Genomic DNA, 13,801 nt, shown 5'->3' on the forward strand with positions numbered 1-13,801 from the left:
AGCCTTCACTCTATGCGGAGTAAGTCGATGTTAACTGTGGAAATGCTCTCTACCGGCGATGAAGTCCTGCACGGGCAAATCGTTGATACCAACGCCGCCTGGCTTGCCGATTACCTCTTCACGCAGGGTTTACCCTTCACACGCCGCAACACCGTGGGCGACGATCTCGACAGCCTGATCGCCATTTTGCAGGAGCGCAGCACCGAAGCCGATGTGGTTATCGTCAACGGCGGCCTTGGCCCCACCAGCGACGATCTTAGCGCGCTGGCTGCTGCACGCGCCGCTGGCGTTGAGCTGGAGCTGCAGGCGTCGTGGCTTGAGCATATGACGCGCTTTTTCGAAAGCCGTGGCCGGGTGATGGCGCCCAGCAACCGCAAACAGGCGATGATCCCCGCCGGCAGCGAGATGCTCGATAACCCGGTTGGCACTGCCTGCGGCTTTGCACTGACGCTTAACCGCTGCACCTTCTTCTTCACCCCAGGCGTGCCGTCTGAATTTAAAGTGATGGTCGAGAAAGAGATCCTCCCGCGCATTCAGCAGTGTTTTGAACTACCGGCCCCCCCGGTGTGCCTGCGCCTGACTACGTTTGGCCGTTCGGAAAGCGATCTTGCTCAGAGTCTGAGCCACCTGAACCTGCCGGATGGCGTGGTGATGGGGTATCGCTCCTCCATGCCAATCATTGAACTGAAACTCACCGGACCGGCCAACCAGCGGGCGCAGATGGAAGCCCTGTGGCCGGAGGTGCGCCAGGTGGCCGGCGAGAGCCTGATTTTCGAAGGTACCGTGGGGCTGCCGGGTTTGCTGGCCGAGAGCCTGCGCGCCCGTGACCTGCGGCTGTGCGTGAGCGAGCAGTTCACCGCTGGCCTGCTGTCGCTGGAACTGAATCAGGCCGGCGCGCCGCTGGCGGATGGGGAAGTGCTGGCACCGCGTGCTGAGTCGCTGGCTGAGATCGCCGCCCGGGCGCGGGCGCTGTCGCAGGCGGCGGACGGCGCACTGGCGCTGGTGACGGGAGCACATCAGGACGACAGCCTGCTGTTTGCGCTGCACAGCGACGCGGGCAGCCGTGCTATTCGCGTTCAGCTGAGCCTGGCGAATCACCGCCTGCCGGTGCGCCAGGCGGTGGCCTCAATGATTGCCCAGAACATGCTGCGCCGTCTGCTCAACGGGGATGATGTCTCCCAGGGACATGGCTGGGTGCGGGTGACGGAGCGTCTTACCCAGTAGACAGGTAAAACCATACCCTGCTGCATTACCGCGCCCGACAAACCTGCCGGGCGCGGCTCTGTATCTGCCCTGCATATCCTGTCTCATCCCGCCATACAGGCTGTCACGCTAAATTCCGCCTTCACATAACGCAAATCAGCGACCAGCATTTGCTTCGTAAATGCGCGTTTTCGAGCATAAAACGTGATCGGATGCTCTTTTTTGTTGTTTTGTCTTAAATCTGTAACATTCCGTGTGTCATTTCACAGTAACATTGGCCGCCTTTTTCTAACATTGGCACCCTTTTGTTTAACACAGGCGATTCGTTGCCGGGCGTTTCCGCTGACGATAATAACTATATGGCCCCGGAGGCTTAATGATCGGTATTTTTCAACCTGCACCCCATCAATCGCGGCTGCCCGACGGGCAGATCGATCCGCTGTACCGCCGTCTGCGCTGGCAGATCTTTATGGGGATTTTCTTTGGCTATGCAGCCTACTATCTGGTGCGCAAGAACTTTGCGCTGGCAATGCCTTACCTGATTGAGCAGGGCTTCTCGCGCGGCGATCTGGGCTTTGCGCTGTCGGGGATCTCCATCGCCTACGGCTTTTCAAAATTCATCATGGGGTCGGTGTCGGATCGCTCGAATCCGCGCGTCTTTCTGCCGGCGGGGCTGATCCTCGCCGCGGCGGTAATGCTGTTTATGGGCTTTGTGCCCTGGGCGACCTCCAGCATCGCCGTGATGTTCGTGCTGCTGTTCCTGTGCGGCTGGTTCCAGGGTATGGGCTGGCCGCCGTGCGGGCGCACCATGGTGCACTGGTGGTCGCAGAAGGAGCGCGGCGGGATTGTGTCGGTGTGGAACTGCGCACATAACGTCGGCGGCGGGCTGCCACCGCTGCTGTTCCTGCTGGGTATGGCCTGGTTTAACGACTGGAAAGCGGCACTGTATATGCCTGCGTTTGCGGCCATCATCGTGGCGCTGATTGCCTTTGCGCTCATGCGCGATACACCGCAGTCCTGCGGTCTGCCGCCCATTGAGGAGTACAAAAACGACTATCCGGACGACTACAGCGATAAGCATGAGGAAGAGCTGACCGCGAAGCAGATTTTCATGCAGTACGTGCTGCCGAATAAGCTGCTGTGGTATATCGCTATCGCCAACGTGTTTGTCTACCTGCTGCGCTACGGCATCCTCGACTGGTCACCGACCTATCTGAAGGAAGTGAAGCACTTTGCGCTGGATAAATCCTCCTGGGCCTACTTCTTCTATGAGTATGCAGGTATTCCAGGCACGTTGCTGTGCGGCTGGATGTCGGACAAGGTCTTCCGCGGTAACCGAGGCGCAACCGGCGTGTTCTTTATGACGCTGGTGACTATCGCCACCGTGGTGTACTGGCTGAACCCACCGGGCAATCCGCATGTCGATATGATCTGTATGATTGTTATCGGCTTCCTGATCTATGGCCCGGTGATGCTGATTGGTCTGCACGCGCTTGAGCTGGCTCCGAAGAAAGCGGCAGGCACGGCGGCAGGCTTTACCGGGCTGTTCGGTTACCTCGGCGGGTCGGTAGCGGCCAGCGCTATCGTGGGTTACACCGTGGACTTCTTCGGCTGGGACGGCGGCTTCATCGTCATGATTGGCGGAAGCGTACTGGCGGTGCTGCTGCTGATTGTGGTGATGATTGGTGAGCGCAAGCACCATCAGGCGATCGCGGCGAAACGCGGGTAAGAGAAGGGCAGATACGAAAAAGGCGGGCCATCAGGCCCGCCTTTTTTTACAGTTCGATTTCGATATCGCCCCGCGCTTTACAGCAGCAGGGCAGAATATCGCCTGGTTCAATAAATGCCAGCGGCTCGGTAAGCCAGGTGACTTCCCCGGACACCAGACGCGTCCGGCACGACCCGCAGTACCCTTCCCGGCACTGATACTCTACCGGCACCTTATGTGACTCGAGCGCCAGCAGCAGGGAAGGATGCTCTTCCAGGCACTCAAGCTGAGCGCCGGTGAGGCGTAAGGTAATGCGGTTATTCATCACTCAGAGCTGGAAATCGCTGAGGTCGTCGGTGTTCACTTCGGAGTCAATCTGACCCACCAGGTAAGAGCTGACTTCCACTTCCTGCGGTGCCACCTGCACGTTATCGGACACCAGCCAGGTGTTGATCCACGGAATCGGGTTAGAGCGCGTCTGGAATGGCAGATCGAGGCCCACCGCCTGCATACGGATGTTGGTGATGTACTCGACGTACTGGCAGAGAATGTCTTTGTTCAGGCCGATCATCGAGCCGTCTTTGAACAGGTACTCTGCCCACTCTTTCTCCTGCTGTGCCGCCAGCACGAACAGGTCATAGCTTTCCTGTTTGCACTCTTCGGCGATCTCCGCCATTTCCGGGTCATCTGTGCCGCTGCGCAGCAGGTTCAGCATATGCTGCGTGCCGGTGAGGTGCAGCGCTTCGTCGCGGGCGATGAGGCGGATAATCTTGGCATTGCCTTCCATCAGTTCGCGCTCGGCGAAGGCGAAGGAGCAGGCGAAGGAGACATAGAAGCGAATCGCTTCCAGCGCGTTGACGCTCATCAGGCAGAGGTAAAGCTTCTTCTTCAGCTCGCGCAGGTTCACGGTTACGGTCTTGCCGTTAACGCTGTGGGTGCCTTCGCCCAGCAGATGCCAGTAGCTGGTCATCTCAATCAGATCGTCGTAGTAGTGGGAGATGCCTTCCGCACGCTTGAGGATCTGCTCGTTGTTGACGATGTCGTCGAACACCACCGCCGGATCGTTAACGATGTTGCGGATAATGTGGGTGTAGGAGCGCGAGTGGATGGTCTCAGAGAACGCCCAGGTTTCTACCCAGGTTTCCAGCTCCGGAATGGAGATCAGCGGCAGCAGCGCCACGTTCGGGCTGCGGCCCTGGATAGAATCCAGCAGCGTCTGGTATTTCAGGTTGCTGATGAAGATGTGCTTCTCGTGATCCGGCAGCGCCTGATAGTCGATACGGTCGCGGGAAACATCCACTTCTTCCGGACGCCAGAAGAAGGAGAGCTGTTTTTCGATCAGCTTTTCGAAGATGTCATATTTCTGCTGGTCGTAGCGCGCCACGTTAACCGGCTGGCCAAAGAACATCGGTTCCAGCAGCTGATTATTCTTCGTCTGTGAAAAGGTGGTGTATGCCATGAATGTGGGTCCTGTCTGCGAACAATATCTGCTGTTAATGGTGGATGCGCTTCGCTTATCCACCCTACGGCTTGATGTTGCGGTTATTCTCGTAGGGCAGGTAAGCGAAGCGCACCTGCCGCCTTAACAACAAGAGGGCGGGTTTCCCCGCCCCGCTTAATCAGATTTTACATGCGCCGCTTTCGCAGCCGTCGTCCTGAATGGACGGCGCCAGGTCATCCTGGGAGTCCTCTGCACCATCACGGGTGTTCTGGTAGTAGAGGGTTTTCACGCCAAATTTATAGGCGGTGAGCAGGTCTTTCAGCAGCTGCTGCATCGGCACTTTGCCTGACGGGAAACGCGTCGGGTCATAGTTGGTGTTCGCCGAAATAGACTGGTCAATGAACTTCTGCATCAGACCAACCAGCTGCAGGTAACCGTCGTTGTTCGGCATGTCCCACAGCAGTTCGTACTGATCTTTCAGGCGCTCATACTCCGGCACCACCTGGCGCAGGATACCGTCTTTCGACGCTTTGATGCTGACGTGGCCGCGCGGCGGCTCAATGCCGTTGGTGGCGTTCGAGATCTGCGAGGAGGTCTCAGACGGCATCAGGGCAGAGAGCGTGGAGTTACGCAGGCCGTGGGTCTTGATGGACTCACGCAGCGCTTCCCAGTCGAGGTGCAGCGGCTCGTTAGCGATGCCATCGAGATCCTTTTTATAGGTGTCGATCGGCAGGATGCCTTTGCTGTAGGTGGTTTCGTTGAACCACGGGCAGGCGCCTTGCTCTTTTGCCAGCTCGTTCGAGGCTTTCAGCAGGTAGTACTGAATCGCTTCGAAGGTTTTGTGCGTCAGGTTGTTGGCGCTGCCGTTGGAATAACGCACGCCGTGCTTCGCCAGGTAGTAGGCGTAGTTGATGACGCCGATACCCAGGGTACGACGACCCATCGCACCGCGTTTTGCCGCCAGAATCGGGTAGTCCTGATAATCCAGCAGGGCGTCGAGCGCACGTACCGCAAGGATCGCCAGCTCTTCCAGCTCGTCCAGGCTGTCAATCGCGCCGAGGTTGAAGGCGGAGAGGGTGCACAGGGCGATTTCGCCGTTTTCGTCGTTGACGTCGTCCAGCGGTTTTGTCGGCAGGGCGATCTCAAGGCACAGGTTAGACTGGCGCACCGGCGCAACCACCGGGTCGAACGGGCTGTGGGTGTTGCAGTGGTCCACGTTCTGGATGTAGATACGGCCCGTAGAGGCGCGCTCCTGCATCATCAGGGAGAACAGGTCCACCGCTTTCACGCGCTGCTTACGGATGCTGTCGTCTTTTTCGTATTTCACGTACAGGCGCTCAAACTCGTCCTGATCGGCGAAGAAGGCGTCGTACAGGCCAGGAACGTCAGACGGGCTGAACAGGGTGATGTCTTCACCTTTCAGCAGGCGGGTGTACATCAGCTTGTTGATCTGCACCCCGTAGTCCATGTGACGCACGCGGTTGGCGTCGGTACCACGGTTGTTTTTCAGCACCAGCAGGCTTTCCACTTCCAGATGCCACATCGGGTAGAAGAGGGTTGCCGCCCCGCCGCGCACGCCGCCCTGAGAGCAGGATTTCACCGCAGTCTGGAAGTGCTTGTAGAACGGAATACAGCCGGTGTGGAAGGCTTCACCGCCGCGGATCGGGCTGCCCAGCGCACGAATGCGGCCGGCATTGATGCCGATACCGGCGCGCTGGGAAACGTATTTCACAATAGCGCTGGAGGTGGCGTTGATGGAGTCGAGGCTGTCGCCGCACTCGATCAATACGCAAGAGCTGAACTGACGGGTCGGCGTACGCACGCCGGACATGATCGGCGTCGGCAGCGAGATCTTGAAGGTTGATACCGCGTCATAGAAACGCTTCACGTAGTCGAGACGGGTTTCGCGCGGGTAGTTAGAGAACAGGCAGGCCGCGACGAGGATATACAGGAACTGCGCGCTCTCGTAGATTTCGCCGGTGACGCGGTTCTGGACCAGATATTTCCCTTCAAGCTGTTTTACCGCAGCGTAAGAGAAGTTCATGTCGCGCCAGTGGTCAATAAAGCCGTCCATCTGCTCGAACTCTTCTACGGAGTAGTCTTCCAGCAGGTGGCGGTCATATTTGCCCAGCTCCACCATTTTTACCACGTGGTCGTGCAGCGTCGGCGGCTCGAACTGGCCGTAGGCTTTCTTACGCAGGTGGAAAATGGCCAGGCGCGCGGCGAGGTACTGATAATCCGGCGCATCGCGGGAGATCAGGTCGGCTGCGGCCTTGATGATGGTTTCATGAATGTCAGAGGTTTTAATCCCGTCGTAAAACTGGATGTGGGAACGCAGTTCAACCTGAGAGATTGAGACGTTCTCCAGGCCTTCCGCCGCCCAGTCAAGCACACGATGGATTTTATCGAGGTTAATGCGCTCGGTCGCACCGTCACGCTTAGTCACCAGCAGACTCTGATTCATGAGGAATGTACCCGTCCGTAAGAAATAGAAAAAATATCCCCCGCTTATACACAGCCGCCAGTCTGTGACTAACTCTGTGGATAAATACTACATATAGGGGGTTTGAGATAAGTTTAACGCTAGATGATGAGTATTCTAGTAGGGAATCATTTGAGAACAAGAGTTGATTTTGAGATGTTTTTGCGTCTTATTCGACGGGTCTATGGCTAAGCCCTCGTATCGTAAGGCTTGTTGGCTATGTCAATAAGTTGCAAAAAAAAATGAAAATTTGATCGAGTGCTGATTTCTTCAACGACCCGACAAAATTGCGCGGTAAAGCCCGCGCAATCCTTATAGCAAATACTTATGTCGTTAGGCGTTTTTTGCTTCGGTATGCAACATATAGTTAACATCAACCCCCGGCGCGAGACGGAATTTGTTGGTCAGCGGGTTGTAGTGCAGGCCGGTGATATGACGCTCTTTAAGCGGCGTATCGTCAATCCATGCCAGTAGCTCGGACGGCTTGATAAACTTCTTCGCATCGTGGGTGCCCTTCGGCACCATGCGCAGCACGTATTCCGCGCCGACTACCGCCATCAGCCAGGATTTGGCGTTGCGGTTTAGCGTTGAGAAGAATACGTGACCGCCGGGCTTTACCAGCGCGGCGCAGGCGCGTACCACCGATTGCGGGTCCGGAACGTGCTCCAGCATCTCCATACAGGTGACGACATCGTAGCCCGCCGGGTTCTGCGCCGCGTGCTCTTCAACGGTGCGCTGGATGTAGTCAACCTTCACGCCGCTCTCCAGCGCGTGCAGGCGCGCCACTGCCAGCGGTTCCGCGCCCATATCCAGGCCGGTCACGGTAGCGCCTTCGCGCGCCATGCTTTCGGCGAGGATGCCGCCGCCGCAGCCGACGTCGAGCACCGTTTTGCCAAACAGGCCGCCGGCGCGTTCGCTGATGTAGCCCAGACGCAGCGGATTAATACGGTGCAGCGGCTTAAATTCCCCTTCCAGATCCCACCAGCGTGAGGCGACCGCTTCGAATTTCGCGATCTCATTGTGGTCGACGTTATGGGGTGTTGGGGATTGTTCAGCATTCATGAGCGCGTTTACTCCTTGTCTCGTAAGAAAAAGAAGTATAACAGGCCGCCGCGCTGAAGAAAGAATGATTACCGGCGGCCCTGGGTTGCAACGCGGCGTCAACCCGGTGCAAACCGCGAGAAATCAACCTGCTATCCGGGCGGGATAAGGCTTACCGGTATGACCAGGCTTGTGTTATAATTTGCGACCTTTGAATCCGGGATACAGTAGAGGGATAGCGGTTAGATGAGCGACCTTGCGAGAGAAATTACACCGGTCAACATTGAGGAAGAGCTGAAGAGCTCCTATCTGGATTATGCGATGTCGGTCATTGTTGGCCGTGCGCTGCCGGATGTCCGAGATGGCCTGAAACCGGTACACCGTCGCGTGCTTTACGCCATGAACGTATTGGGCAATGACTGGAACAAAGCCTATAAAAAATCTGCCCGTGTCGTTGGTGACGTAATCGGTAAATACCACCCCCACGGTGATACCGCTGTCTATGACACCATCGTGCGTATGGCGCAGCCATTCTCCTTACGCTACATGCTGGTCGATGGCCAGGGTAACTTCGGTTCAGTAGACGGCGACTCCGCCGCGGCGATGCGTTATACGGAAATCCGTATGTCGAAGATCGCCCATGAGCTGATGGCCGATCTCGAAAAAGAGACCGTTGATTTCGTTGATAACTACGACGGTACCGAACGCATTCCTGACGTTATGCCGACCAAGATCCCGAACCTGCTGGTTAACGGGGCTTCCGGTATCGCCGTGGGTATGGCGACTAACATTCCGCCGCACAACCTGACGGAAGTGATTAACGGCTGCCTGGCCTACATCGACGATGAAGACATCAGCGTTGAAGGGCTGATGGAGCACATCCCAGGGCCGGACTTCCCGACCGCCGCTATCATCAATGGCCGTCGCGGTATTGAAGAAGCCTATCGTACCGGCCGCGGCAAAATCTACATTCGCGCCCGCGCGGAAGTGGAAGCCGATGCCAAAACGGGCCGTGAAACTATCATCGTTCATGAGATCCCATACCAGGTTAACAAAGCGCGTCTGATCGAGAAGATCGCCGAGCTGGTAAAAGAAAAACGCGTGGAAGGCATCAGCGCGCTGCGTGACGAGTCCGATAAAGACGGTATGCGCATCGTGATCGAGATTAAACGCGATGCCGTGGGTGAAGTGGTGCTGAACAACCTCTACTCCCAGACGCAGCTGCAGGTCTCCTTCGGCATCAACATGGTGGCTCTGCATCACGGTCAGCCGAAAATCCTGACCTTGAAAGAGATCCTGAGCGCCTTCGTGCGCCATCGCCGCGAAGTAGTGACGCGTCGTACCATCTTTGAACTGCGTAAAGCCCGCGATCGTGCTCATATCCTCGAAGCGCTCGCCGTTGCGCTGGCCAACATCGACCCGATTATCGAGCTGATCCGCCGCGCGCCAACGCCAGCGGAAGCGAAAGCCGGCCTGGTTTCTCAGGCGTGGGATCTGGGCAACGTGGCCGCGATGCTGGCAGGTGCCGGTGATGACGCTGCGCGTCCGGAGTGGCTGGAGCCGGAATTCGGCGTGCGCGACGGGAAATATTATCTGACCGAACAGCAGGCTCAGGCCATCCTCGACCTGCGTCTGCAGAAGCTGACCGGTCTGGAGCACGAAAAACTGCTCGACGAGTACAAAGAGCTGCTGGCGCAGATCGCCGAGCTGCTGCATATCCTCGGCAGCGCCGATCGTCTGATGGAAGTTATCCGCGAAGAGCTGGAGCTGGTGCGCGATCAGTTCGGTGACGAACGTCGTACCGAAATTACCGCCAACACCGCGGACATCAACATCGAAGACCTGATCAACCAGGAAGACGTTGTTGTTACCCTGTCGCACCAGGGCTACGTGAAGTATCAGCCGTTAACCGATTACGAAGCGCAGCGTCGCGGCGGGAAAGGGAAATCGGCGGCACGTATTAAAGAAGAAGACTTTATCGACCGTCTGCTGGTGGCCAACACCCATGACACCATTCTGTGCTTCTCCAGCCGTGGCCGTCTCTACTGGATGAAGGTCTACCAGCTGCCGGAAGCAAGCCGTGGGGCGCGTGGACGTCCTATCGTCAACCTGCTGCCGCTGGAAGCCAACGAACGTATCACCGCCATTCTGCCGGTGCGTGAGTACGAAGAGGGCGTGAACGTCTTTATGGCAACCGCCAGCGGTACCGTGAAGAAAACCGCGCTCAAAGAGTTCAGCCGTCCGCGTACCGCCGGTATTATCGCCGTTAACCTCAACGAGGGCGATGAGCTGATTGGCGTTGACCTGACCACCAGCAGTGACGAAGTGATGCTGTTCTCGGCGCAGGGCAAAGTGGTGCGCTTCAAGGGTGATGCAGTGCGTGCTATGGGTCGTACTGCGACCGGCGTGCGCGGTATTCGTCTGATGGACGGCGACAGCGTGGTCTCCCTGATTGTGCCGCGCGGCGAGGGCGCGATCCTCACCGTGACGCAGAACGGCTACGGCAAGCGTACCGCGGCGGATGAGTATCCGACCAAGTCTCGTGCCACCAAAGGGGTTATCTCCATTAAGGTCACCGACCGCAATGGCCCGGTGGTAGGCGCGGTGCAGGTTGACGACGCCGACCAGATCATGATGATCACCGATGCCGGTACCTTAGTGCGTACCCGCGTATCGGAAATCAGCATCGTTGGCCGTAACACCCAGGGTGTTATCCTCATCCGCACCGCGGAAGACGAAAACGTGGTGGGTCTGCAGCGCGTCGCTGAGCCTGTTGATGATGAAGAACTGGATTCTATCGACGGCACGGTCGCAGAAGGGGACGATGAAATCGCTCCGGAAGCGGAAGGCGATGACGAAGCAGCGGACGACGCTGACGAGTAAGACCGTCAGGCTGCCCGCTGGTTAGCGGGTGGCCTGAGCAAGGCAGGGAAGAGGGCGGCTTGTTCGCCCTTTTTTATTGCCGTTGCGAGTACTGACATTTACCGCTACTTTAAAGCACATTCTTTCATCCTGTTGACGGCTCAGTCATTTTGAAATACTTCGTTTCTTTCCGTACGACGCTCAAAGTGTCGCGCTATCTGTTCCGCGCTTTGGCGCTGTTGCTGTGGCTGCTGATCGCCCTGTTTTCGGTGTTCTACATCGTTAATGCTCTGCATGAAAAAGAGTCTGAAATCCGCCAGGAGTTCAACCTGAGCTATGAACAGGCGCAGCGCTATATCCAGCGCACCTCGGACGTAATGAAAGAGCTGAAGTACATCGCTGAGAATCGCCTGACGGTTGAAAACGGCGTGCTGCCAGGCGCGGCGCGTAACAACGATCGCGTCGGCATTCCCGAATTCCAGCCGCTGTTCCCGGATTCCGACTGCGCAATGCTCGGTAATACCTGGCGCGACTCGCTGCAGTCGCTGGCCTGGTTCCTGCGTTACTGGCGCGATAACTTTTCCGCGGCTTACGATCTGAATCGCGTATTCCTGATTGGCAGCGATAACCTCTGTATGGCAGATTTCGGCCTGCGTGATGCCCCGGTTGAGCACGATAAAACCCTGAAAGCGCTGCACGAGCGCATCCTGAAGTACCGCAACGCGCCGCGTGAAGAGCAGGGCAACAGCCTGTTCTGGATAAGCCAGGGTCCGCGTCCGGGCGTGGGCTACTTCTATACCCTGACGCCGGTCTATCTGGCGAACCGCCTGCAGGCGCTGCTCGGTATCGAGCAGACCATTCGCATGGAAAACTTCTTTACCCCTGGCAGCCTGCCGATGGGCGTGACCATCGTCGATGAGAACAACCAGCCGCTGATCTCGCTGACCGGCCCGGAATCGCGCATCGAACCCGATCCGCGCTGGACCCAGGATCGCGCCTGGTTCGGCTATACCTCCGGCTTCCGCGATCTGGTGCTGAAACGCAGCCTGCCGCCTTCCTCGTTAAGCGTGGTCTATTCCGTGCCGGTGGATCTGGTGCTGGAGCGTATCCGCATGCTGATCCTTAACGCGGTGCTGCTGAATGTGCTGGTCGGCGTGGTGCTGTTTACCCTCGCGCGTATGTACGAGCGACGCATCTTTATTCCGGCGGAAAACGACGCCCAGCGTCTGGAAGAGCACGAGCAGTTCAACCGCAAAATCGTCGCCTCGGCGCCGGTGGGGATCTGTATCCTGCGGACCCAGGATGGCACCAATATCCTGAGTAACGAGCTGGCGCATAACTACCTCAATATGCTGACCCACGAAGATCGGCAGCGGCTGACGCAGATTATCTGCGGCCAGCAGGTCAACTTCGTCGATGTCCTGACCAGCAACCAGACTAACCTGCAAATCAGCTTCGTCCACTCGCGCTATCGCAATGAAAACGTGGCGATCTGCGTGCTGGTGGACGTGTCGGCCCGCGTGAAAATGGAAGAGTCGCTGCAGGACATGGCGCAGGCCGCTGAGCAGGCGAGCCAGTCGAAATCAATGTTCCTCGCCACCGTCAGCCACGAGCTGCGCACGCCGCTCTACGGCATTATCGGTAACCTCGACCTGCTGCAGACCAAGGCGCTGCCTAAAGGCGTGGATCGTCTGGTGACGGCGATGAACAACTCCTCCAGCCTGCTGTTGAAAATCATCAGCGATATTCTCGATTTCTCGAAAATTGAGTCCGAACAGCTGAAAATTGAGCCGCGCGAATTCTCGCCGCGCGAAGTGATGAGCCACGTGACTGCCAACTACCATCCGCTGGTGGTGCGTAAACAGCTGGGGCTGTACTGCTTTATCTCCCCGGACGTGCCGCTGACGCTGCAGGGCGATCCGATGCGTCTGCAGCAGGTGATCTCCAACCTGCTGAGCAATGCCATCAAGTTCACCGACAGCGGCTGCATCATTCTTGATGTCTCTACCGAAGGGGATTACCTCACCTTCCGGGTGCGGGATACCGGCGTCGGGATCCCGGCCAAGGAAGTGGTGCGGCTGTTTGATCCCTTCTTCCAGGTCGGCACCGGCGTACAGCGTAACTTCCAGGGCACCGGGCTGGGGCTGGCTATCTGTGAGAAGCTGATCAGCATGATGGACGGCGATATCGCCGTTGATACCGAGCCGGGTATGGGCAGCCAGTTCACCATCCGCATTCCGCTTTACAGTGCGGGTGAAAATGCTAAAGCGAACGTTGATGGCCTGGCGGATAAACGCTGCTGGCTGGCGGTACGCAACGCGTCGCTGCATGGCTTTATCGAAAATATGCTGGAGCGCAACGGGATTCGCACCCAGCGCTATAACGGTGAAGTGCCGGATCAGGACGATGTGCTGATCACCGATGATGAAACCTTCAGCAACTGGGCAGGTCGCGCGGCGATCCTGTTCTCGCGTCGCCACATTGGTATTCCGGTGGAGCGGGGCGATAACCTCTGGCTGCACAGCGTGGCCTCGCCGCATGAGCTGATCGCGCTGCTGGGCCGCATCTACCGCATTGACGTTGACGTACCGGGCAGCACGCCGTCGCTGGCGGCAGGCTCTGGCTCTGATGCTCAGAACGACGATATGATGATTCTGGTGGTGGACGATCATCCGATCAACCGCCGTCTGCTTGCCGACCAGCTGGGTTCGCTGGGCTATCAGTGCAAAACTGCCAACGACGGCATCGATGCCCTGAACGTGCTGAGCAAGAACCATATCGATATCGTCCTGAGCGACGTCAACATGCCGAACATGGACGGCTATCGCCTGACGCAGCGCATTCGTCAGCTTGGCCTGACGTTGCCGGTGGTGGGCGTAACGGCGAATGCCCTGGCAGAAGAGAAGCAGCGCTGTATCGAGTCGGGTATGGATAGCTGTCTGTCGAAGCCGGTAACGCTGGACGTATTAAGCCAGACGCTGGCGGTATATGCGGAGCGGGTGCGGAAAACGCGGGTATAAGAATGAAGAAACCCCGCCGGCAGGACGCCTGGCGGGGTATAAAT

The 13,801-nt window shown here is 57.7% G+C and carries 8 protein-coding genes; 4 read left to right on the forward strand and 4 right to left on the reverse strand.

What is annotated here, in order from left to right; genetic code table 11:
* The first annotated feature begins 27 nt into the window (after nucleotides 1-27).
* Together ET34_RS0106845 and glpT are read left to right on the forward strand one after the other, a co-directional pair.
* Complete coding sequence (locus ET34_RS0106845; RefSeq protein ID WP_031520617.1) at nucleotides 28-1,224, forward strand: nicotinamide mononucleotide deamidase-related protein YfaY; 1,197 nt, start codon at nucleotides 28-30, stop codon at nucleotides 1,222-1,224.
* A gap of 355 nt (nucleotides 1,225-1,579) precedes the next feature.
* Nucleotides 1,580-2,932, forward strand: a complete 1,353-nt coding sequence (gene glpT / locus ET34_RS0106850; protein WP_031520619.1) for a glycerol-3-phosphate transporter — start codon at nucleotides 1,580-1,582, stop codon at nucleotides 2,930-2,932.
* A 46-nt stretch (nucleotides 2,933-2,978) separates the two neighbouring features.
* Here glpT and yfaE read toward each other — a convergent pair whose 3' ends face one another.
* The 4 genes from yfaE to ubiG all read right to left on the reverse strand — a co-directional run bounded on the left by yfaE (nucleotide 2,979) and on the right by ubiG (nucleotide 7,896).
* Nucleotides 2,979-3,236 carry a class I ribonucleotide reductase maintenance protein YfaE gene (gene yfaE / locus ET34_RS0106855; RefSeq protein ID WP_031520621.1) on the reverse strand — a complete coding sequence of 86 codons (258 nt, stop codon included), beginning with the start codon at nucleotides 3,234-3,236 and terminating at the stop codon, nucleotides 2,979-2,981.
* Between the two features lie 3 nt (nucleotides 3,237-3,239).
* Nucleotides 3,240-4,370: a class Ia ribonucleoside-diphosphate reductase subunit beta gene (gene nrdB / locus ET34_RS0106860; protein ID WP_031520623.1), complete on the reverse strand. Its 1,131-nt coding sequence runs from the start codon at nucleotides 4,368-4,370 to the stop codon at nucleotides 3,240-3,242.
* A gap of 160 nt (nucleotides 4,371-4,530) precedes the next feature.
* The gene (gene nrdA / locus ET34_RS0106865; RefSeq protein WP_031520625.1) at nucleotides 4,531-6,816 is read right to left on the reverse strand and encodes a class 1a ribonucleoside-diphosphate reductase subunit alpha; all 2,286 of its coding nucleotides are present in this window, start codon (nucleotides 6,814-6,816) and stop codon (nucleotides 4,531-4,533) included.
* Between the two features lie 351 nt (nucleotides 6,817-7,167).
* Nucleotides 7,168-7,896, reverse strand: coding sequence for a bifunctional 2-polyprenyl-6-hydroxyphenol methylase/3-demethylubiquinol 3-O-methyltransferase UbiG (ubiG, locus tag ET34_RS0106870; RefSeq protein ID WP_031520627.1), 729 nt, complete (start codon nucleotides 7,894-7,896; stop codon nucleotides 7,168-7,170).
* Nucleotides 7,897-8,121: 225 nt separating this feature from the next.
* On the opposite strand from ubiG, the gene gyrA reads away from it, so the two are divergent.
* Both gyrA and rcsC read left to right on the forward strand, forming a co-directional pair.
* A complete protein-coding gene (gyrA, locus tag ET34_RS0106875) occupies nucleotides 8,122-10,758 on the forward strand; it encodes a DNA topoisomerase (ATP-hydrolyzing) subunit A (protein ID WP_031520629.1) in 2,637 nt (878 codons plus the stop codon).
* A 149-nt stretch (nucleotides 10,759-10,907) separates the two neighbouring features.
* Entirely contained in the window at nucleotides 10,908-13,757 is a 2,850-nt protein-coding gene (gene rcsC / locus ET34_RS0106880; RefSeq protein WP_031520631.1) for a two-component system sensor histidine kinase RcsC, read from the forward strand.
* Nucleotides 13,758-13,801: the final 44 nt, after the last annotated feature.

This window comes from Siccibacter colletis, assembly GCF_000696575.1.
GTDB lineage: Bacteria > Pseudomonadota > Gammaproteobacteria > Enterobacterales > Enterobacteriaceae > Siccibacter > Siccibacter colletis.